Source organism: Burkholderia ambifaria AMMD, assembly GCF_000203915.1.
Classification (GTDB): Bacteria; Pseudomonadota; Gammaproteobacteria; order Burkholderiales; family Burkholderiaceae; genus Burkholderia; species Burkholderia ambifaria.
Genome location: NC_008390.1, coordinates 1,160,417 through 1,181,907, shown reverse-complemented (window position 1 = coordinate 1,181,907; position 21,491 = coordinate 1,160,417). Strand labels below are relative to the sequence as shown.

Here is a 21,491-nt window from a genome sequence, read left to right as displayed (position 1 = left end):
AAATCCCATACGATGAACGATTCACCCACGGAACATGCATCTTTTGACAATCATCTTACGATACCAACAAAATTGAAATCGAGTTTCGGAAATAGAGAGAATTCCTCGTGTCGATATCTGTAACGCCTCCCGCACCCCGGGACCGTGAATCGGCGCCGGACGAGATCACCGCGCTTGCGCGCGGCCTCGCCGTGCTGCGCCGCATCGCGGCCGCCGACGCCCCCGTCAGCAACCGCGAGCTGACCGAATTGACGGGCATCCCGAAGCCGACCGTGTCGCGCATCACGGCGACGCTCGTCAGCGCCGGCTTCCTGTTCCAGCTGCCCGACAGCGAGCGCTTCGTGCTGACCGCGTCGGTGCTGGAGCTGAGCCACGGCTTCCTGCGCAACTTCGACATCCGCGCGCGCTCGCGGCCGTTCATGATCGAACTCGCCGAACGCACGTCGCTGTCGGTGCACCTCGCGGTGCGCGACCGGCTCGACATGGTCGCGATCGACGTGATCCGGCCGCGCTCGGCGGTGCTGGTCACGCGCCTCGAGATCGGCTCGCGGATGGACATCGCACGCACCGCGGTCGGCCGCGCGTATCTCGCGGCGCTGGAGGACGACGAGCGGCGCACGCTGCTCGACGCGCTGCGCGCGACGGCCGGCGACGATTGGCCGCACGTGTCGGCGCGCCTGAACCCCGGGCTCGAGGACGCGATGCGCGCAGGCCACGCGATCGCGATCGGCGAATGGCGCGAAGGGCTGAACGCGGTCGCGGCCGGCTTCGTCGGCCCGTCGGGCCAGCGCTACTCGGTGAACTGCGGCGGCGCATCGAGCCAGTGTTCGGCCGAATGGCTGCAGGAACACGTGGTGCCCGCGCTGCACGAATGCATCGCGAAAATCACCCGCGAGATCGGCGGCGCACCGGCCCGGCGCAGCGCCGCGTAATCGATCCGTCATCGTCCCGTCGCGTTATGTAACGACCGTAACCCGTTGAAAGATAGACCGCTGGACTGTAACGGGGACGGGACGTAGCATCATGCCCATCGTCGCGCCGCATTCGCGGTGCGCACCGCTCTTTCCCGCGCGGACCGCCAGGGCCGGACCGAGCCGGCCCTCGCGGCATCGCATGCCCACGCGCCGCTCCACCCCCGTTTTCCGGCACGCCGCGCCGTCTTCCTGACAGAACACGATGGACAACCAACAAAAGCCCACGCCCCCTTCGAAGGATCCCGCCTCCCCTGCCGCCCGTCGCCCGCGCCGCACGCTGGTGATCGGGACGCTCGCAGTCGTCATCGGCGGCCTGCTGTGGTGGCACCCGTGGAGCCGCACGCCGGCCGGCACGCAGGCCGCAGGCAGCGCGGCGTCCGGCGCGAGCGCCGGCGGCGGCCATCGCGGCCGCGGCGGCCCCGCCGCGATGGCGAACATTCCGCAGCCCGTGTCGGTCGCGACCGCGACGCAAGGCGAGATGCCGATCGTGCTGTCCGCGCTCGGCACCGTGACGCCGCTCGCGAACGTGACGGTCAAGACGCAGCTGTCGGGCTATCTGCAGTCGGTCGCCTTCCAGGAAGGCCAGCTCGTCAAGAAGGGCGACCTGCTCGCGCAGATCGACCCGCGTCCGTACCAGGTCGCGCTCGAAACCGCCGAAGGCACCTACGCCCGCGACGCGGCCCTGCTCGCGACGGCCCGCCTCGACCTGAAGCGCTACCAGACACTGCTGTCGCAGGACTCGATCGCGTCGCAGACGGTCGACACGCAGGCGTCGCTCGTCAAGCAATACGAAGGAACGGTGAAGACCGACCAGGCGGCGATCGATTCCGCGAAGCTGAACCTCACGTACGCACGCATCACGGCGCCGGTGTCGGGCCGCGTCGGCCTGCGCCAGGTCGATCCCGGCAACTACGTGACGGCGGGCGACACGAACGGGATCGTCGTGATCACGCAGATGCAGCCGATGAGCGTGATCTTCACGACGTCGGAAGACAACCTGTCGCAGATCCTCAAGCAGGTGAACGCGGGCAAGAAGCTGTCGGTCACCGCGTACAACCGCAACAACACGGTGCCGCTCGAGACGGGCTCGCTCGAAACGCTCGACAACCAGATCGACACGAGCACCGGCACGGTCAAGCTGCGCGCGACGTTCGATAACAAGGAAGGCCTGCTGTTCCCGAATCAGTTCGTGAACACGCGCCTGCTCGTCGACGTGCTGCGCAATGCGACGATCGTGCCGACGGCCGCCGTGCTCACGGGCTCGATCGGCCAGTTCGTGTACATCGTCAAACCCGACAACACGGTGACGGTGCGCAAGGTCACGATCGGCCCGGTCGACGGCGAACGCACCAGCATCGTCAGCGGCGTCGCGCTCGGCGAGCGCGTGGTCACCGACGGCTCCGACCGCTTGCGCGAAGGCGCGAAGATCACGATCCCGGCCGACAAGCCCAAAGGCGCGTCGGGCGCGCACCGCGCCGGCGCGGCGTCCGGTGCATCGGGTGCATCGGGTGCTTCGGGCGCATCGGGTGCGGCCGGCCACCGCGGCGGACACAAGCACGGCGCGTCGCAGGCCGCGGCCCCCGCGGCCCAGTAACGCGCGGGCCGCTCGATGAATCCATCCCGCCTCTTCATTCTCCGGCCGGTCGGCACCGCCCTCCTGATGGCGGCGATCATGCTGGCCGGCCTCGTCGCGCTGCGCTTCCTGCCGCTCGCCGCGCTGCCGGAAGTCGACTACCCGACGATCCAGGTCCAGACCTTCTATCCGGGCGCGAGCCCGGAGGTGATGACGTCGTCGGTCACCGCGCCGCTCGAGCGGCAATTCGGGCAGATGCCGTCGCTGAACCAGATGTCGTCGCAAAGCTCGGCCGGCGCGTCGGTGATCACGCTGCAGTTCTCGCTCGACCTGCCGCTCGACATCGCCGAGCAGGAAGTCCAGGCCGCGATCAACGCGGCCGGCAACCTGCTGCCGTCCGACCTCCCGGCCCCGCCGATCTACGCGAAGGTCAACCCGGCCGACGCGCCGGTGCTGACGCTCGCCATCACGTCGAAAACCTTGCCGCTCACGCAGGTGCAGGACCTGACCGATACGCGCCTCGCGATGAAGATCTCGCAGATCGCCGGCGTCGGCCTCGTCAGCCTGTCGGGCGGCAACCGGCCGGCCGTGCGGATCCAGGCGAACCCGACCGCGCTCGCGCAGTACGGGATGAACCTCGACGACCTGCGCACGACGATCTCGAACCTGAACGTGAACACGCCGAAGGGCAACTTCGACGGCCCGACGCGCGCGTACACGATCAACGCCAACGACCAGCTCACCAGCGCCGACCAGTACAACTCCGCGGTCGTCGCGTACAAGAGCGGCCGCCCGGTGATGCTGACCGACGTCGCGAAGGTGGTCGCCGGCTCGGAGAACACCAAGCTCGGCGCATGGGTGAACGCGGAGCCGGCGATCATCCTGAACGTGCAGCGCCAGCCGGGCGCGAACGTGATCGCGACCGTCGACGCGATCAAGGCGCAGCTGCCGAAGCTGCAGGAAACGCTGCCCGCGGCGCTCGACGTGCAGGTCGTCACCGACCGCACGACGATGATCCGCGCCGCCGTGCGCGACGTGCAGTTCGAGCTGCTGCTCGCGGTCGTGCTGGTCGTGCTGGTGATGTACCTGTTCCTCGCGAACGTCTACGCGACGATCATCCCGAGCCTGTCGGTGCCGCTGTCGCTGATCGGCACGCTCGCGGTGATGTACATGGCCGGCTTCTCGCTGAACAACCTGTCGCTGATGGCGCTCACCATCGCGACCGGCTTCGTCGTCGACGACGCGATCGTGATGATCGAGAACATCGCACGCTACGTCGAGGAAGGCCACACCGGCCTCGAGGCCGCGCTGAAGGGGTCGAGGCAGATCGGCTTCACGATCATCTCGCTGACGGTGTCGCTGATCGCGGTGCTGATCCCGCTGCTGTTCATGGGCGACGTGGTCGGCCGCCTGTTCCACGAATTCGCGATCACGCTCGCGGTGACGATCGTCATCTCGGCAATCGTGTCGCTCACGCTCGTGCCGATGATGTGCGCGAAGCTGCTGCGCCATTCGCCGCCGCCGGAAAGCCACCGCTTCGAGGCGCGCGTGCACCGCGTGATCGATGCGGTGATCGCGCGCTACGGGGTCGCGCTCGAATGGGTGCTGAACCGCCAGGGCTCGACGCTCGTCGTCGCGCTGCTCACGCTCGCGCTGACCGCCCTGCTCTACGTGTACATACCGAAGGGCTTCTTCCCCGCGCAGGATACCGGCGTGATCCAGGCGATCACCCAGGCGCCGCAGTCGATTTCCTACGGCGCGATGGCCGAACGTCAGCAGGCGCTCGCGGCCGAGATCCTGAAGGATCCGAACGTCGAAAGCCTCACGTCGTTCATCGGCGTCGACGGCAGCAACATCACGCTGAACAGCGGCCGGATGCTGATCAACCTGAAGGCGCGCGACCACCGCTCCGAGTCGTCCGCGCAGATCATCCGCGACCTGCAGCAGCGCGTCGCGAACGTGACCGGCATCACGCTGTTCATGCAGTCGGTGCAGGATCTGACGATCGACTCGACCGTGAGCCCGACGCAGTACCAGTTCATGCTGACGAGCCCGAACCCCGACGAGTTCGCGACCTGGGTGCCGAAGCTCGTCACGCGGCTGCAGAAGGAGCCGTCGCTCGCCGACGTCGCGACCGACCTGCAGAGCAACGGCCAGTCGGTGTACATCGAGATCGACCGCGCCAGCGCCGCGCGCTTCGGCATCACGCCGGCGACCGTCGACAACGCGCTGTACGACGCGTTCGGCCAGCGCATCGTGTCGACGATCTTCACGCAGTCGAACCAGTACCGCGTGATTCTCGAGTCGGAGCCGAAGGAGCAGCATTACGCCGAATCGCTGAACGACATCTACCTGCCGTCCGCCGGCGGCGGCCAGGTGCCGCTGTCGTCGATCGCGTCGTTCCATGAACGGCCGTCGCCGCTGCTGATCGCGCACCTGTCGCAGTTCCCGTCGACGACGATCTCGTTCAACCTCGCCCCGGGCGCGTCGCTCGGCGAGGCCGTGAAGGCGATCGGCGCGGCCGAGAAGGACATCGGCCTGCCCGGCTCGTTCCAGACGCGCTTCCAGGGCGCGGCGCTCGCGTTCCAGGCGTCGCTGTCGAACCAGCTGTTCCTGATCCTCGCGGCGGTCATCACGATGTACATCGTGCTCGGCGTGCTGTACGAGAGCTACATCCACCCGATCACGATTCTGTCGACGCTGCCGTCGGCCGGCGTCGGCGCGCTGCTCGCGCTGATGATCACCGGGCACGACCTCGACATCATCGGGATCATCGGGATCGTGCTGCTGATCGGCATCGTGAAGAAGAACGCGATCATGATGATCGACTTCGCGCTCGAGGCCGAACGGGTCGAGGGCAAGCCGCCGCGCGAGGCGATCTACCAGGCGTGCCTGCTGCGCTTCCGGCCGATCCTGATGACGACGCTCGCCGCGCTGCTCGGCGCGGTGCCACTGATCGTCGGCGCGGGCGCCGGCTCCGAGCTGCGCCAGCCGCTCGGGATCGCGATCGCCGGCGGCCTGATCGTGTCGCAGGTGCTGACGCTGTTCACGACGCCGGTGATCTATCTCGGCTTCGACAGCCTCGCGCGCCGCGCGCGCGGCTGGTTCGAGCGGTACGGCCCCGGCGCCGACGCCGGCAAGCGCACGGATGTGTAAGCAATGAACCTGTCGCGCCCCTTCATCACCCGCCCCGTCGCGACGACGCTGCTCGCGCTCGGCGTCGCGCTCGCCGGCCTGTTCGCGTTCATCAAGCTGCCGGTGTCGCCGCTGCCGCAGGTCGACTTCCCGACCATCTCGGTGCAGGCGTCGCTGCCCGGCGCGAGCCCCGAGACCGTCGCGACCAGCGTGACGAGCCCGCTCGAGCGGCACCTGGGCTCGATCGCCGACGTCAGCGAGATGACGTCGACCAGCACGGTCGGCAACGCGCGGATCATCCTGCAGTTCGGGCTGAACCGCGACATCGACGGCGCCGCGCGCGACGTGCAGGCCGCGATCAACGCGGCGCGCGCCGACCTGCCCGCCTCGCTGAAGAGCAACCCGACGTACCGCAAGGTCAACCCGGCCGACTCGCCGATCATGATCGTGTCGCTGACGTCGGAGACTTCGTCGCCCGCGAAGCTGTACGACGCCGCGTCGACGGTGCTGCAGCAGTCGCTGTCGCAGATCGACGGGATCGGCCAGGTGTCGGTGAGCGGTTCCGCGAATCCGGCCGTGCGCGTCGAGCTCGAACCGCATGCGCTGTTCCACTACGGAATCGGCCTCGAGGACGTGCGGGCCGCGCTCGCGTCCGCGAACGCGAACAGCCCGAAGGGCGCGATCGAATTCGGCCCGAAGCACTACCAGCTCTATACGAACGACCAGGCGTCGCATGCGTCGCAGTACAGCGACCTGGTCGTCGCGTACCGCAACGGCGCGGCCGTGCGGCTGTCCGACCTGTCCGAGGTCGTCGACTCGGTCGAGGACCTGCGCAACCTCGGCCTGTCGAACGGCAAGCGCGCGGTGCTCGTGATCCTCTACCGCTCGCCCGGCGCGAACATCATCGAGACGATCGATCGCGTGCGCACGGCGCTGCCGCAGCTCACCGCGTCGCTGCCGGCCGACATCACGGTGACGCCGGTGCTCGACCGTTCGACGACGATCCGCGCGTCGCTGAAGGACACCGAGCACACGCTGCTGATCGCGATCAGCCTGGTCGTGATGGTCGTGTTCCTGTTTCTGCGCAACTGGCGCGCGACGCTGATTCCGAGCGTCGCGGTGCCGATCTCGATCATCGGCACGTTCGGCGCGATGTACCTGCTCGGCTTCTCGATCGACAATCTGTCGCTGATGGCGCTGATCGTCGCGACCGGCTTCGTGGTCGACGATGCGATCGTCGTGCTCGAGAACATCACGCGTCACATCGAGAACGGCAAGCCGCGGCTGCAGGCCGCGTTCGACGGCGCGCGCGAGGTCGGCTTCACGGTGCTGTCGATGAGCATCTCGCTCGTCGCGGTGTTCCTGCCGATCCTGCTGATGGGCGGCATCGTCGGGCGCCTGTTCCGCGAATTCGCGCTGACGCTGTCGCTCGCGATCGCGGTATCGCTCGCGGTGTCGCTGACGGTCACGCCGATGATGTGCGCGCGGCTGCTGCGCGAGCCGCACGACGCGCACGAGGAAGGCCGCCTCGGCCGGTTCCTGGAGCGGTTCTTCACGCGGATGCAGCGCGGCTACGAGCGCTCGCTGTCGTGGGCGCTGCGCCGCCCGCTGCTGGTCCTGCTGATCCTGTTCGCGACGATCGGGCTGAATGTCTATCTGTACATCATCGTGCCGAAGGGCTTCTTTCCGCAGCAGGACACCGGGCTGATGATCGGCGGCATTCGGGCCGACCAGTCCACGTCGTTCCAGGCGATGAAGCAGAAGTTCACCGAGATGATGCGGATCGTGCAGAGCAACCCGAACGTGCAGAGCGCCGCGGGCTTTACCGGCGGCACGCAGACCAATTCGGGCTTCATGTTCGTCACGCTGAAGGATCGCACCGAGCGCAAGCTGTCGGCCGACCAGGTGATCCAGCAACTGCGCAGGCCGCTGGCGGATGTCGCCGGCGCGAGCACGTTCCTGCAGGCGGCGCAGGACATCCGCGTCGGCGGCCGGCAGAGCAACGCGCAATACCAGTTCACGCTGCTCGGCGATTCGAGCGCCGACCTGTACAAGTGGGGGCCGCTGCTGACCGAGGCGCTGCAGAAGCGCTCAGAGCTGACCGACGTCAACTCCGACCAGCAGCAAGGCGGCCTCGAGGCGATGGTGACGATCGACCGCGCGACCGCCGCGCGGCTCGGCATCAAGCCCGCGCAGATCGACAACACGCTGTACGACGCGTTCGGCCAGCGCCAGGTCTCGACGATCTACAACCCGCTGAACCAGTACCACGTCGTGATGGAAGTCGCGCCGAAATACTGGCAGAGCCCGCAAATGCTGAACGAAGTGTGGATCAGCACGTCGGGCGGCAGCGCGAACGGCTCGCAGTCGACCAACGCGGCGGCCGGCACCTTCGTCGCGACCTCGGCCGGCACGTCGAGCGCCGGCACGGCCGCCACCAGCGCCGCGGCGATCGCGTCCGATTCCGCGCGCAACCAAGCGTTGAACTCGATCGCGTCGAGCGGCAAGTCGAGTGCGTCGTCGGGCGCGGCGGTGTCGACGTCGAAGTCGACGATGATCCCGCTGTCCGCGATCGCGACCTTCGGCCCGAGCACGACGCCGTTGTCGGTCAACCACCAGGGCCTCTTCGTCGCGACGACGATCTCGTTCAACCTGCCGCCGGGCGTGTCGCTGTCGCAGGCGACCCAGGTGATCTACCAGACGATGGCGCAGATCGGCGTGCCGCCGACGATCGTCGGCAGCTTCCAGGGCACCGCGCAGGCGTTCCAGCAATCGCTGAACAACCAGCCGATCCTGATCCTCGCGGCGCTGCTGGCCGTCTACATCGTGCTCGGGATCCTGTACGAGAGCTACATCCACCCGATCACGATCCTGTCGACGCTGCCGTCGGCCGGCGTGGGCGCGCTGCTCGCGCTGCTGCTGTTCAAGACGGAATTCAGCATCATCGCGCTGATCGGCGTGATCCTGCTGATCGGCATTGTGAAGAAGAACGCGATCATGATGGTCGATTTCGCGATCGACCAGACGCGCAACGGCAACAAGTCGTCGTACGATGCGATCCACGAGGCGTGCCTGCTGCGCTTCCGGCCGATCATGATGACGACGATGGCGGCGCTCCTCGGCGCGCTGCCGCTCGCGTTCGGCCACGGCGACGGCGCCGAGCTGCGCGCGCCGCTCGGGATCGCGATCGCCGGCGGCCTGATCATGTCGCAGGTGCTGACGCTCTATACGACGCCGGTCGTCTATCTGTACATGGACCGGCTGCGCGTGTGGGGCGAGAAGCGCCGCAACCGCCGCGGCAATTCGGGCGGGCCGGCGGTGGCTGGGGAGTAGCGTGTAGCGGGACGCGGCCGTACGCGGAGTGACGGAGCCTGCGGCACCGCTCCGCTCCGTATCGGTAGCGTACGGCTGCCCGCGCGCGACCGCTGCAGGAATCGCAAGCCCGCGGGCAAGCGCGGGCACCCGATAGCGCGACGCGCCGTCATCCATGTCGTGCGAGGTCGTACAGATCCTGCGCGTTGCGCGCATAGCGGCGCGGCGCCATCCCCGACCAGCGATGGAATGCGCGCGCGAACGCCTTTTCCGACGTGTAGCCGACCCGCTCGGCGATCTCGATCAGCCGCAGCTTGCCGTGCGCGAGCTCGCCGCTCGCCAGGTACATCCGGTAGGCGGTCAGGTGACCGATCGGCGTCTCGCCGACCAGTTCGGCGAAACGCGCGCAAAAGCGCGAGCGCGACATGCCGGCCTCGGCCGCGAGACTCGCGAGCTGCCAGTCGCGGCGCGGGTCGCGGTGCATCAGCGCCATCGCGCGGCCGATCTGCGCATCGGTCAGGCCGCGCAGCCAGCCCGTGTGATTCGCCGACGACTGCAGGTGCGCACGCAACAGCTGCACGAACAGCACGTCGGCCAGACGCGTCGCGGCCACGGCCCAGCCGGGCTGGCACGCCATCGATTCCTCGATGAAGCTCTGCAGCGTGCTCGCGAGCCACGGCGCGACGGCCGCGTCGTTCGCGCGGACGTGAATCAGCGGCGGCAGCACGGAGAACAGCGGGCTGCGCACGATGTCGCGATAAATGACGATCCCGGTATAGAGGTCGCTCGTCGCGCCGCCGCCGCCCGCGACGAATTCGAGCGGCGTGTCGAAGCGCGGCCGGATGCCCTTGTCCGCCATCAGCGTATCGAACAGCACCGGCGGCTCGTCGAGCGACGATGCCATCACGTGTTCGTCGCCGTGCGGCAGCAGCACGAAGTCGCCCGGCTCGACGTGTACGGGCGCGGCTCCCGCAACCGCCAGGAAGAACGGGCTGCCGGCACAGGTGCGAAACGGTGCGCCCGCGACGGCCGGCTTGCGGATCGCCCACGGCGCACTCAGCGTGAAGCGCCCGGTGACGACCGCATCGGCCCGCAGGTCGGTCAGCACGTCGCTGAGAAGATCGGTCGTCATTGTCGGAGTCTCCGTGGTGCGCGCCGCCCGCTCAGAAGCGCTGCTGGATGCCCGCCATCACGCCGACCTGGTTCTGGCCGGCGCCGACGGTGCCGCCGGCCGCCACCGCCGACGTGCCGAGTGCGCTGTTCGTCATGTAGGCGACGGACGTATAGACCATCGTACGCTTCGACAGGCTGTAGTTCGCCCGCGCGACGAACAGGTTCGAGTCGAAGCGGCCGCGCAGCAGGTAGCGCAGCGCCTGTGCGTCGAATGATAGCGCCGGCGTTGCCTGGACCGTGCCGCCCGCGAAGAAGATGTCCGACTGGCTGTGCGCCGCGGCCGCCGTGTTGCGGCGGATCCAGCCCGCGCCGAGTTTCGCGATGCCGAATTTCACGTACGCGTCGACGATCGTGCGCGTGTCCGTATAGCCGGGGCTCGACAGCGGCGCCGACGCGCCCGCGCCGCCGTGCATCACGTCATACGAGGCGGCCGCGCCGAACTGCGGCGCGTCGTACGCCACCATCATCGTGTACTGGCGACAGGCGACCGGGTCGCCCGCCACGTTGCCCGCGCAATGGGTCGCCGACGGGCCGGCCGGGCCCGCGTCGTCGCGCCCGGTGCTGTAGGTGCCGCCGAGCGTCACGCCGCCGAAGCGGCCGAGATATCCGAGCGCGTTGTCGCTGCGCGCGTTCGGCAGGTAGCTGTCGAAGCTCGCCATCGAATGGATCGACGGACCGATCACGTCGGCGTTGAGCAGCACCCGCATCGACATGTTCATCTGCCGCCCCAGCGTGAGCGCGCCGTACGGCGACTCGATGCCGACGTTCGCCTGCCTGCCGAACAGGCGCCCGCCGTAGTTCAGCGTCCCCGAGTTCGGCGCGAAGCCGTTCTCGAGCACGAAGAACGCGCGATAGCCGCCGCCGAGATCCTCGACGCCGCGCAACCCGAAGCGCGACGGCACTTCACCGGTCAGCGACGGCATGCCGGCGACTGCGCCGCCCCCCGCCGCGTTGTTGTAGTACTGAATTCCCGTGTCGACGATGCCGTACAGCGTCACGCTGCTCTGCGCGTGCGCGCCCGGCGACGCGGCGGCGGCCGCGAACGAAACGGCCGTCGCGGCCGTGCGGAAGGTTTTCATGGAAGTCTCCAGACCAGTCGTGTAGTTATGCTTGATATCGACCTGCGACGCACCGGGCGCGGCAGGTCTTGTGGGGAACGCTGGGATCGCTCAGGTCGCGAGGGGCGTGGCGAACGGCATCGAGCGCGGCCGTTCGCCGGTCGCGCGCCAGATCGCATCGGCGATGGCCGGCGCGACGGGCGGCAGCGCGACTTCGCCGCAGCCTTGCGGATCACGATCGCTGTCGACGACCACGGCGTCGATCGTCGGCATCGCGGCCAGACCGAGCAGCGGATAGTCGGCGAAATTGCGCTGCACGACCGCGCCGTGCTCGAACGTGATCTCGCTCCTGAACGTATTGGTCAGCGCGAAACCGACACCGCCTTCGACCATCTCGCGAATCAGCAGCGGATTGATCGCGCGGCCGCAGTCGATCCCGCACACGATCCGCTCGAGCTTCACCTGGCCGCCCGTCACCCGCACGTCGGCGATCGCCGCGACGTAGGTGCGGAACGCGCCGCCGCGCCCCGTGTACAGCGAATACGCGACGCCGCGCGACACGCCGGCCGGCGCGCGGCCGAACCAGTTCGCGCGCGCGGCCGTCGCGTCGAGCACGCGCAGCGCGAGCGGGTCGTGCTTCAGCAATGCACGCCGGTATCGCACGGGGTCGGCACGTACGGTGTGCGCGAGCTCGTTCACGAAACTCTCGAGGAAAAACACCGTCGACGTGCTGCCGACGCTGCGCATGAAGCTGACCGGAATCGGCTGCATCACCGTGACCGAATCGACCAGCAGGTTCGGCACGTCGTAGCAAAGGTCGTACAGGCCGTCGAGCATCGTCTCGTCCCAGCCGCCCGCCTGCTCGTAACGGTCGCGCTTGATCGCCGCATACAGCGAGTGGCCGGCGACGCGCGCATGCAGCGCGACGGGCAGCCCGTCGTGGCCGAGCGCCGCGCGCAACCGCGCGGACGCGCACGGCCGATAGAAGCCGTGACGGATGTCGTCCTCGCGCGAGCGGATCACCTTCACGGGCCGCCCGACCGCCTTCGACGCGACGGCCGCATGCACGACGAAATCCGGCACGTACTTGCGGCCGAAGCTGCCGCCGAGAAACGTCGTGTTGACGATCACGCGCTCGGCCGGCACGTTGAACAGCGCCGACAGCGTCCAGCGCACCTTGTCCTGCCCCTGGATCGGCCCCCACACCTCGATCTCGCCCGGCCGCACGTGCACGGTCGCGTTGACGGGTTCCATCGTCGCGTGAACGATGTACGGCGTGTGGTAGTCGGCTTCGACGATCGTGCCGGCCTCGGCGAGCCGGCGCGCGGGCTCGCCGATCGTCGTCGCGACCACCGCGTGCTCGGCCTGCAGCGCGCCCTTGCGCTGCGCGAGGATCGTCGCGCTGTCGAACGCCGGTGTCGTGCCCGCGTCCCACACGATGTCCGCCGCGTCGCACGCCTTCTTCGCCTGCCAGTAGGTGGGCGCGACGACGATCACCGCATCCTTCGCGATCACGACGTCGACGACGCCCGGCATCGCGCGCAGCGCGTCGCGGTTCTTCACGGCCGTCGGCCGGCCGTTCAGCGTCGGCGCCATCGTCAGCGCGCCGACCAGCATGTCGGGCACCTGCACGTCGATACCGAAGATCGCGCTGCCGTCGACCTTTGCGGGCACGTCGAGCTTGTGCAGCGAACGCCCGATCAACGTGTGCGCGGACGGCGGCTTCAGGCGCGGCTGCGGATCGGGCGGCAGCTTCGCGGCGGCGTCGACGAGCGCGCCATACGACAGCGACCGGCCGCTCGGCGCATGGATCACGCGGCCGTCGCGCGTCACGCACTGCGTGTCGCGCACGCCGAGCCGCGCGGCACCGGCCCGCAGGAACGCCGAGCGCGCCTGCGCGCCCGCGATGCGCAGCCGCGTGTAGAACATCGTCGCCGACATCGACGCGCCGACGAACTGCTGTGGCGCCTCGTTCGCGGCGTCGATCCGGTACGCATCGCGCCCCGTGACGAACTCGACCGTCACGCTGCGCCAGTCGGCATCCATCTCGTCGGCGAGCACCTGCGGCAGCCCCGTGTAGACGCCCTGCCCGACTTCCGCCTGCGACAGGCCGATGATCGTCCTGCCATCGGCGTCGATGCGCACCCAGTCGTTGATCTCGCGAAAGCGCGCGCCGTCGCCGGCCGCATGCACGACGTCGCCGATCGCGAGCGGCAGCAGCAGGCTACCCGCCAGCGCGACGCCGCCTTTCAGGAACACGCGCCGGGACGCGTTCGGCGCATGCCGCGCCCGCCCCGCGTCAGCCGGCCGCGACATGGATCGCCTCACGAATGCGTTGATAGGTCGCGCAGCGGCACAGGTTCGTGACGGCCTGGTCGATCTGCGCGTCGGTCGGCTTGCGATGCCGCGCGAGCAGCGCGGCGGTGGCCATCACCATCCCGGACTGGCAGTAGCCGCACTGCGGCACGTCCTTCTCGATCCACGCGCGCTGCACCGGGTGCGAGCGATCGTGCGACAGCCCTTCGATCGTCGTGACCGAGCGGCCCGCGACGCTCGCGGCCGGCAGCACGCATGAGCGCGCGGCTTCGCCGTCGAGATGGACGGTGCAGGCGCCGCAGGCACCGATGCCGCAGCCGTATTTGGTGCCGGTGAGGCGGGCCGAGTCGCGAATGACCCACAGCAGCGGCGTATCGGGATCGCCGTCGAAATCGAACGGCTGGCCGTTCAGCGTGAAGCGCATCGTCTGTCTCCCTGTCGCGCATCGCCGGTGCGTCATCCGGCGGATGGCGGCGATGCTTGACAGAGATTCTTGGCGGCGCAAAAAGCCGCGCCAATGACCTTGGCTCCCGAAAAAGTAGCCGATCGTCCAGATCGTTTCAGCCGACGATTCACGCGCGGCCGCCGGGGCGCCGGGGCCGCCGACAACGAGGCTGCCGCGTTCGCCCGGGGTCGGGCTTGCACGCCGGCGGCGATCGACTATCGTGTGTCCATGCCCACCCTCGCGCCCGTTCCCGGGAGCCCGCCATGAACGTCCAGCTCAACCATACGATCGTCTGGTGCCGCGACAAGCACGCGTCGAGCCGCTTTCTCACCGAGCTTCTGGAGTTGCCGGCGGCGACGCCGTTCGGCCCGATGCTGGTCGTTCCGCTCGAGAACGGCGTGTCGCTCGATTTTTATGAAAAGGACGGAGAGATCGCGTCCCAGCACTACGCATTCCTGACCGACGAGGCCGGCTTCGATCGCGTGTACGCGCGCATTCGCGAGCGCGGACTGCCGCACTGGGCCGATCCGGCGAAGCGGCAGCCCGGTGAGATCTACCGCCATCACGGCGGGCGTGGCGTGTATTTCGACGATCCGGACGGTCACTTCCTCGAAGTGATGACGCAGCCGTACGTGCTGAACGGATAACGGGACGCGTCGGCCGGCGTGGTACCGGCCGACGGGGTAAGACAGGCGGCGCCCTCGGTCAGGACGCCGCCCCGGCGCGGTTGGCGCGGTTGGCGCGGTTGGCGCGGTTGGCGCGGTTGACGCGGTTGACGCGGTTGACGCGGTCGGCGCGGTCGGCGCGGTCGGCGCGGTCGGCGTTACTCGGCCGCGGTGGCCGTCTTGCGCGGACGACGCGCGCGGGGAGCCGTCTTGCGGGCCGGTTTCTTCGGCTTTGCGGCGACGGTTTCGCCAGCCGCCTCGCCGGTCGATTCGGCAGCCGGTGCCGCTTCGTGCGCCGGCTGCGCGGCAGCCGCCGGAGCGCCGTACTCGCCAGCCGTCGGCGCCGCGACGTGCCGTTCCTCACGATGCTCCATGTCGCGATGCGTCGCTTCGGCAGGCATGCCTTGCGCGTGCTTGTCGCCACCATGCTTCGCACCGCCGTGCGCGGCCTCGTCCGGCTTCGCCGCCGCCTGACGGCCGGCACCCTTTGCCTCGCCGCCCTTTGCTTCGCCGCCCTTCTTGGCGCCGGTCTTCTTCGCCGCGCTCTTGCGCGCGCGCTTGCGGCCGTCCTTCGCTTCACCGTGCGTGTCGGCCACTTCAGTCGCTTCGGTCACTACAGTCGCTTCGGCCGTCGCTGCCGGCACGAGCGCCACTTCATCCGTGACATCGACGACGGCCGCCTCTTGCGCGTCGGCGTGCACGCTTTCCTGCACGGCTGCTTCCGCCCGCTGCCCGCGACGCCGCGACTGGCGCTCGGCCGGTGCTGCCGCTTCCGCATGACGCCCGCCGTGACCGTGATGCGCGCCGTGACCATGGTGCGCGCCGCCCGTATCACGCGCCGCCGCCTGCTCCGCCACGGACGACTGGCGCGGCCGCGACACGAACGCGCCCGACTTGTCGTCGCGCCCCACTTCGAGCAGCCCGCGCGCCTGCGCTTCGTCCAGCAGGTTGCCGAACGCGCGGAAGCCGTAATACGACTCGTTGAAGTCCGGCTTGCGGCGCTTGATCGCGCTCTTGAGCACCGACGCCCAGATCTTGCCGACGTCGTCGCGCTCCGAGGCCAACGCATCGAACGTCTCGACCGCGAGCGCGATCGCCTCGCTGCGGCGCGCTTCCAGCTCCGGCTTGCGCGACGGTTCGTCCGGCCGCTTCGCGCCGCCGTTACCGGCGTGCTGCTGTTCGCGCTTCGCCTGCGCGCGCTGCTGCTCGCGCACCAGATCGTCGTAGAAAATGAATTCGTCGCAGTTCGCGACCAGCAGGTCCGACGTCGACTTCTTCACGCCGACCCCGATCACCTTCTTCGCGTTCTCGCGCAGCTTCGACACGAGCGGCGAAAAATCCGAGTCGCCGCTGATGATCACGAACGTGTCGACGTGCGACTTCGTGTAGCAGAGATCGAGCGCGTCCACGACGAGCCGGATGTCGGCCGAGTTCTTGCCCGACTGGCGCACGTGCGGAATCTCGATCAGCTCGAAGCTCGCCTCGTGCATCGACGCCTTGAAGCCCTTGTAGCGCTCCCAGTCGCAATATGCCTTCTTCACGACGATGCTGCCCTTCAGCAGCAGCCGCTCCAGCACGGGCTGGATGTCGAATTTCTCGTACTTCGCGTCGCGCACGCCGAGCGCGACGTTCTCGAAGTCGCAGAACACGGCCATGCTGACGTTGTCCAGGGGTAATGCCATGTGTACTCCAACCGGTTGGTCGCCGCGTTGCTTGCGTCGCGGCGAAAAATGCATCGCGCACATGATAGCCGGTCAGCGGGTCGATTCCGCAATCGCTGCGCACGACAGCACGCCGACGGTGCCTCGGCCGACCGCGCCGGCAAGCCTCGAGCGGTGCGTCCCTCATTACCTGCACGCCGCCGGCCCAAATCGACATACACTTGAGTATCGGTCGTCCGTCCCTATCTGGGAGGATGACGCATCGTGCAAGGAGCGGTTTCATGACGACGAAGGTACTGCTGATTGGCGCGACCGGCCGCACGGGCCAGGCCTGCGCGGATCTGCTGCTCAAGCAGTCGGAATTCGAGGTGACTGCGCTGGTGCGCCGGCACGGCTATGCGCTGCCGGGCGCGAAGGTCGTCGAGGCCGATCTGACGGGCGATTTCTCGCACGCATTCCAGGGCATCACGCACGTGATCTACGCGGCCGGTTCGGCCGAATCGGAAGGCGCCGCCGAAGAGGAGCAGATCGACCGCGACGCGGTCGCGCGCGCGGCCGAGCATGCGCTCGCCTACAACGTGCAGAAGCTGGTCGTGATCAGTTCGCTGACCGCGTACTGGCCGGAGCGCAGCGGCGACGCGCTGCGCCACTACTCGCAGATGAAGCGCGAAGGCGACGAGCGCGTGATCGCGTCGGGCATCGACTACGTGATCCTGCGCCCCGGCCCGCTGTCGGACAGCCCGGGCGTCGGCAAGATCGCGCTGACCGAGGAGCCGCTCAACGCAGCGCCGCCGGTGTCGCGCCAGGATGTCGCATGGGCCGCGATCGAGGCGATCAAGCTCGGCATTTCGCGCAAGGTCATCGGCTTCGTCGGCGGCGGCGTGCCGATCGAACAGGCATTGCGCGCTTAACCGGACATCCGGTACGTCCGGCACGCCCGCGCCGCCACCCGGCGGCGCGTTCCATCGTGCTTGCGGCCCGCACAGCGGGCCGCTTTACCACCCGCTCACCCCCTGCGGCTTACTGCTTCGGATGCGCGTCGGCCCACGCCTTGACCGCGGCGAGCGTGTTCTCCACGTGCTTGTCGGGTGACAGGCTCGTGTACTCGTACAGCACCTTCCCTTCCGGCGAAATCACGTAGGACACACGGTTCGCGCGATCGAGCGCCGGCAGCTTCGCGTCATATTCGCGGATGATCTTCGCGTCCGGATCGGCCGCGACGGGGAACTTGCTGCGGCACTCGCTCACCGAGAACTTGGTCAGCGTGTCGATGTTGTCGGCGGAGACTCCAATCACCGTTGCACCGTAAGCTTTGTAACGATCGACCGCATCCGCGAACGCATGCGCCTCGATGGTGCAACCCTTCGTGAACGCGGCCGGGTAGAAATACAGCACGACCGGCCCGTGCTTCAGCGCATCGGCGAGCGCGTACGTGTAAGTTTTGCCGCCCAGCGACGCCTGCGTCGTGAAGTCGGGGGCCGTTGCGCCCGGTTTCAGTTGCGCCTGCGCGACCAGCGCATGACCGGCCAGCAGCAGCGCCGCCGCGGCGCCCACCAATAGTTTTCGCTTCATCTGTGTCCTCATTTCTTATACAGTCAGCCTCGATGTGGGCCATGCGGCGTTCGCCCGTCGAACGCCGCATGCACGACCCGGTCCGGCGGCAGCGCGAGCCGCTGCCGGCCGGCCGGTTAAAGATTCCGCGCAACCTGCCGTTATTCCTTCCGGACAACCGGTTCCAGCCCTTCACGTCAGCGAGAAACATGGAAGCCAACAGGAAACAGACGCCACGCAAGGGCTCCTGGCGCAATGCCTTGCATACGCTGCGCCGCTTCGCCTGGTCGGGCGGCGCGCTGATGCCTGCGCGCGCCGGCGCGCCGCGCCGCGACGACACCGTGCGCAACTGGCTGGAACAGACGGTCGGCACGGTGGATTTCCTCGCCCATGTCGACCGCGAGCTGCGCTTTCTGTACGTATCCGACGCGAGCCTGCGTTTCATCGGTTATCACCGCGACTACCTGCACACGCTGACGCTGCGCGACCTGATCGCGGAACAGGATACCGCGACGCTCGAAGGCCTGCTCGCACGTGCCGCGCGTTCCGGCCAGGTCGAGAAAGCGACGATCTGCATCGTCAAGTCGCTCACCTACCCGCTCGACGTCGAGATCCGCGCGTTCAAGAGCCGTCACCACGGCGTCGACGGCTTCGCGATCGCGGCGTTCGACGTGACGGCCTGGCGTGCGCTCGAAGCCCGCCTGACGTACGAGATGCACCACGATCCGATGACGGGGCTCGACAACCTGTCCGCGCTCGTGCCCGCGCTGATGCGCGCGCAGCAGGCGGCCGACGAGAGCGGCACATGCGCGGCGCTGCTGCTGCTCGACCTCGACGACTACCAGCGCATCAACCGCGCGCTCGGCTACGACGCCGGCGACACGCTGCTGCGCGACACCGCGCAGCGGCTGCGGGCGCTCGTCGCACCGGGCGAGCAGCTCGCGCGCGTTGCGAGCGACAAGTTCGCGGTGGTGTTGACCGCGCCGAACCGCGCGCGCGCGAGCGACGCCGCGGACGCGCTCGCGCGCCGGCTGCAGGCCGCGGTGCGCGAACCTTACGTGTTTCAGGGGCAGACCGTGCACTTGTCCGCGAGCATCGGCATCGCGCTATACCCGGACGAACGCGCGGCGCCCCATCGCGCGCAGCACCACAGCCCGCTGCTGCGCCGCGCCGACCACGCGCTCGCGCAGGCGAAGGCGTCGGGCGGCAATGCGCTCGCGTTTCACGAGCCGGTCGACGACCCGGCCGACGCGGAGCGGCTCAAGCTCGAGGCCGACCTGTACGACGGCGTGCGCAACGGCGAGTTCTCGCTCCACTTCCAGCCGATCACGCGCAGCCAGTCGGGCGCGGTGGACGGCGTCGAGGCGCTGATCCGCTGGCGACATCCGGTGCACGGCCTCGTGCCGCCGGCCACCTTCATTCCGCTCGCCGAGTCGATCGGCCTGATCAACTATCTCGGCAACTGGGTGCTCAAGGCCGCGTGCATGCAACTCGTCGCGTGGGACCGCCAGGGGCTCGCGCTGCAGTATGTGGCGGTCAACGTGTCGCCGCAGCAGTTTCGCGACCCGCGCTTCACGCAGAGCGTGCGCGAGGCGATCGCGCTGACGGGCATCGACCCGCGCCGCATCGTGCTCGAAATTACCGAAAGCCTGCTGATGCACGATCCCGCGCAGGCGAAGATGCTGCTCGAGGAGCTGACCGAGCTCGGCATCCGCTTCGCGATCGACGATTTCGGCACCGGCTATTCGAGCCTCGCGTACCTGCAGCGCTTCCCGCTCGCGAAGCTGAAGATCGACCGCAGCTTCGTCGAGAACCTGCTGACGTCGCGCAACGATCGCGCGATCGTGTCGGCGGTGGTCGGCCTCGCGCAGACGCTCGATCTCGAGCTCGTCGCGGAAGGCGTCGAGACCGAGGCGCAGCGCGAACTGCTGACCGAAATGGGCTGCAACCACATCCAGGGCTGGCTCGTGTGCCAGGCGCTGCCGTCCGAGGAGCTCGCGCGGCGCTTCGAGGCGCAGCAATTGCGCCTGCACGCCGCCTGACGCGCGCAGCGAACCGGACAGATTCGTATGTCAATCACCGCACACCTGCCCCGCACGGCGCTGCTCGACAAGCTGTGGGCCCGGATGAACGAACGGGGCGACTTCCCGCTGCTGTCGGAATCGCTGCGCGCGACGATGGCCGCGATGAAGAACGACGACCTCGACTTCACCGCGCTCGTACGCGTCGTACTGTCGGATTTCGCGCTCACGCAGAAAGTCCTGCGGCTCGCCAATTCCGCGATGTACATGGCGTTCGGCGGCAACATCACGACCGTCACGCGAGCCCTGATGGTGCTCGGCATGGACACGGTCGGCCATCTCGTCGTCGGGCTGAAGCTCGTCGACCATTTCCACCACAGCACGCCGCGCCGCATCGACGCGAAGCTCGAGCTGAACCGCGCGCTGCTGTCCGGCTGCGTCGCCCGCAAGCTGACCGAGCACGCGGAACTGCGCGGTGGCGAGGAAGCCGTGGTCTGCACGCTGATGCGCCAGGTCGGCAAGCTGCTCGTGGTCTGCTATCTCGACAGCGAATGGGACCGGATTCGCCGCCGCGCCGCCGAGCTGAACGGCGATGACGCGGCCGCGTGCATCGACGTGCTCGGCGTCGGCTTCGACGAAATCGGTCTGGAAGCCGCCGCGAGCTGGCGCTTGCCCGACGTGATCCGCGCCGGGATGGCCGACGGCGACGGTCGCGCCGCGCACGCCGCCCACCGCGACGAACGCGACGAAGACGACGAAGACGAGCGCGCCGACCGCCGGCGCCCCGCGGCCTGTGCCGACGAAGGCACCGACCGCGTGCGCTGGCTGCGCGCGGTGAGCCGCTGCTCGACCGACGTCGCCGGGGCGCTCGCGATGCCCGCGGGCCCGCAGCGCGACGCGCACATCGCGGTGCTCGCGCAGCGCTACGGGCAGGAACTGGAGATCGATGCCGACGCGTTGGTGGAGATCGCCGACCGGCTCGCACGCGAGGAAGCGAGCGACACCGTGATGCGCGAGATCGTCGAGCTGCGCGCGAACGCCGATGCGATCGCGCGGGCGCAGCCCGAACCCGAGGCATGCCTCGAGGCCGGCCTCGCGGACCTGCGCGCGCTGCCGTCCGAGCACGTGCTGATGCCGGTGCTCGCGCTCGCGTCGGAAAGCCTGCTCGCGGGGCTCGCGTTCACGCGCACCGTGATGTTCGTGCGCCGCGACGACGGCATGTTCGCCGCGCGCCTCGGCTTCGGGCCGGACGTCGATGCGGCGCTCGACCGGCTGTGCTTCGACGAGCGCTTCGAGCCGGACGTGTTCCATCTCGCGATCACGAACTCGGTCGGCATCTTCATCGAGCAGGCGCAGGAGCCGAAGATGGTGAAGCGCCTGCCCGCGTGGTACCTCGATGCGCTCCCCGACACGCGCGCGTTCGTGCTGCTGCCGGTGCGCGTCGGCACGACGACCGTCGGCCTGCTGTACGGCGACTGGGCCGGCGCGCAGCCCGCGCGCAAGATCACGCAGCAGGAGATGAGCGTGCTCAACGAGCTCGCGCGCGAACTGGGGCGATTCTTCCCCGCGTGACGCACGCGGTACGCCGCCCCGTGCGCAAGAAGCGA

14 protein-coding genes are annotated in these 21,491 nt (G+C 68.7%); 8 read left to right on the top strand and 6 right to left on the bottom strand.

Annotated elements, in window-relative coordinates:
• Positions 1-107 precede the first annotated feature (107 nt).
• The 4 genes from BAMB_RS05505 (at position 108) to BAMB_RS05490 (ending at position 9,015) form a co-directional block, all read left to right on the top strand.
• Positions 108-932: an IclR family transcriptional regulator gene (locus BAMB_RS05505; RefSeq protein ID WP_011656418.1), complete on the top strand. Its 825-nt coding sequence runs from the start codon at positions 108-110 to the stop codon at positions 930-932.
• Between the two features lie 244 nt (positions 933-1,176).
• Positions 1,177-2,568 (top strand): MdtA/MuxA family multidrug efflux RND transporter periplasmic adaptor subunit, encoded by a 1,392-nt coding sequence (locus tag BAMB_RS05500; protein ID WP_011656417.1) that lies wholly within the window; start codon positions 1,177-1,179, stop codon positions 2,566-2,568.
• 15 nt (positions 2,569-2,583) lie between these two features.
• Positions 2,584-5,703 carry an MdtB/MuxB family multidrug efflux RND transporter permease subunit gene (locus tag BAMB_RS05495; protein ID WP_011656416.1) on the top strand — a complete coding sequence of 1,040 codons (3,120 nt, stop codon included), beginning with the start codon at positions 2,584-2,586 and terminating at the stop codon, positions 5,701-5,703.
• 3 nt (positions 5,704-5,706) lie between these two features.
• Positions 5,707-9,015, top strand: coding sequence for an efflux RND transporter permease subunit (locus tag BAMB_RS05490; RefSeq protein WP_011656415.1), 3,309 nt, complete (start codon positions 5,707-5,709; stop codon positions 9,013-9,015).
• Positions 9,016-9,163: 148 nt separating this feature from the next.
• Here the strand turns inward: BAMB_RS05490 and BAMB_RS05485 are convergent, their stop codons facing one another.
• The 4 genes from BAMB_RS05485 to BAMB_RS05470 form a co-directional block, all read right to left on the bottom strand.
• Entirely contained in the window at positions 9,164-10,126 is a 963-nt protein-coding gene (locus tag BAMB_RS05485; RefSeq protein WP_011656414.1) for an AraC family transcriptional regulator, read from the bottom strand.
• A 31-nt stretch (positions 10,127-10,157) separates the two neighbouring features.
• On the bottom strand, positions 10,158-11,246 hold the full coding sequence (locus BAMB_RS05480; RefSeq protein ID WP_011656413.1) for a porin: 1,089 nt from the start codon (positions 11,244-11,246) through the stop codon (positions 10,158-10,160).
• A 90-nt stretch (positions 11,247-11,336) separates the two neighbouring features.
• Positions 11,337-13,541 carry a xanthine dehydrogenase family protein molybdopterin-binding subunit gene (locus BAMB_RS05475; protein ID WP_011656412.1) on the bottom strand — a complete coding sequence of 735 codons (2,205 nt, stop codon included), beginning with the start codon at positions 13,539-13,541 and terminating at the stop codon, positions 11,337-11,339.
• Positions 13,525-13,965 carry a (2Fe-2S)-binding protein gene (locus tag BAMB_RS05470; protein ID WP_011656411.1) on the bottom strand — a complete coding sequence of 147 codons (441 nt, stop codon included), beginning with the start codon at positions 13,963-13,965 and terminating at the stop codon, positions 13,525-13,527. The genes BAMB_RS05475 and BAMB_RS05470 overlap by 17 nt, the downstream gene beginning before the upstream one ends.
• A 284-nt stretch (positions 13,966-14,249) precedes the next feature.
• Here BAMB_RS05470 and BAMB_RS05465 point away from each other — a divergent pair, with 284 nt between their 5' ends.
• Positions 14,250-14,633 carry a VOC family protein gene (locus tag BAMB_RS05465; protein WP_011656410.1) on the top strand — a complete coding sequence of 128 codons (384 nt, stop codon included), beginning with the start codon at positions 14,250-14,252 and terminating at the stop codon, positions 14,631-14,633.
• A 176-nt stretch (positions 14,634-14,809) separates the two neighbouring features.
• On the opposite strand, the gene BAMB_RS05460 is transcribed toward BAMB_RS05465, so the two are convergent.
• Positions 14,810-16,333, bottom strand: a complete 1,524-nt coding sequence (locus BAMB_RS05460; protein ID WP_011656409.1) for an NYN domain-containing protein — start codon at positions 16,331-16,333, stop codon at positions 14,810-14,812.
• A gap of 260 nt (positions 16,334-16,593) precedes the next feature.
• Between BAMB_RS05460 and BAMB_RS05455 the strand changes: the two genes are divergently transcribed.
• Positions 16,594-17,223 carry an SDR family oxidoreductase gene (locus BAMB_RS05455; protein WP_011656408.1) on the top strand — a complete coding sequence of 210 codons (630 nt, stop codon included), beginning with the start codon at positions 16,594-16,596 and terminating at the stop codon, positions 17,221-17,223.
• Between the two features lie 109 nt (positions 17,224-17,332).
• Here BAMB_RS05455 and BAMB_RS05450 read toward each other — a convergent pair whose 3' ends face one another.
• On the bottom strand, positions 17,333-17,884 hold the full coding sequence (locus tag BAMB_RS05450; RefSeq protein WP_011656407.1) for a peroxiredoxin: 552 nt from the start codon (positions 17,882-17,884) through the stop codon (positions 17,333-17,335).
• A 281-nt stretch (positions 17,885-18,165) separates the two neighbouring features.
• Here BAMB_RS05450 and cdpA point away from each other — a divergent pair, with 281 nt between their 5' ends.
• Together cdpA and BAMB_RS05440 are read left to right on the top strand one after the other, a co-directional pair.
• Entirely contained in the window at positions 18,166-19,905 is a 1,740-nt protein-coding gene (gene cdpA, locus BAMB_RS05445) for a cyclic di-GMP phosphodiesterase CdpA (protein WP_193759174.1), read from the top strand.
• A 27-nt stretch (positions 19,906-19,932) separates the two neighbouring features.
• Entirely contained in the window at positions 19,933-21,456 is a 1,524-nt protein-coding gene (locus BAMB_RS05440; RefSeq protein ID WP_011656405.1) for an HDOD domain-containing protein, read from the top strand.
• Positions 21,457-21,491: the final 35 nt, after the last annotated feature.

Coding starts and splice junctions, on each gene's coding strand:
- BAMB_RS05500 (WP_011656417.1), top strand. CDS start 1,177: ATGGACAACCAACAAAAGCCCACGCCCCCTTCGAAGGATCCCGCCTCC.
- BAMB_RS05495 (WP_011656416.1), top strand. CDS start 2,584: ATGAATCCATCCCGCCTCTTCATTCTCCGGCCGGTCGGCACCGCCCTC.
- BAMB_RS05490 (WP_011656415.1), top strand. CDS start 5,707: ATGAACCTGTCGCGCCCCTTCATCACCCGCCCCGTCGCGACGACGCTG.
- BAMB_RS05485 (WP_011656414.1), bottom strand. CDS start 10,126: ATGACGACCGATCTTCTCAGCGACGTGCTGACCGACCTGCGGGCCGAT.
- BAMB_RS05480 (WP_011656413.1), bottom strand. CDS start 11,246: ATGAAAACCTTCCGCACGGCCGCGACGGCCGTTTCGTTCGCGGCCGCC.
- BAMB_RS05475 (WP_011656412.1), bottom strand. CDS start 13,541: ATGTCGCGGCCGGCTGACGCGGGGCGGGCGCGGCATGCGCCGAACGCG.
- BAMB_RS05470 (WP_011656411.1), bottom strand. CDS start 13,965: ATGCGCTTCACGCTGAACGGCCAGCCGTTCGATTTCGACGGCGATCCC.
- BAMB_RS05465 (WP_011656410.1), top strand. CDS start 14,250: ATGAACGTCCAGCTCAACCATACGATCGTCTGGTGCCGCGACAAGCAC.
- BAMB_RS05460 (WP_011656409.1), bottom strand. CDS start 16,333: ATGGCATTACCCCTGGACAACGTCAGCATGGCCGTGTTCTGCGACTTC.
- BAMB_RS05455 (WP_011656408.1), top strand. CDS start 16,594: ATGACGACGAAGGTACTGCTGATTGGCGCGACCGGCCGCACGGGCCAG.
- BAMB_RS05450 (WP_011656407.1), bottom strand. CDS start 17,884: ATGAAGCGAAAACTATTGGTGGGCGCCGCGGCGGCGCTGCTGCTGGCC.
- cdpA (WP_193759174.1), top strand. CDS start 18,166: ATGCCTGCGCGCGCCGGCGCGCCGCGCCGCGACGACACCGTGCGCAAC.
- BAMB_RS05440 (WP_011656405.1), top strand. CDS start 19,933: ATGTCAATCACCGCACACCTGCCCCGCACGGCGCTGCTCGACAAGCTG.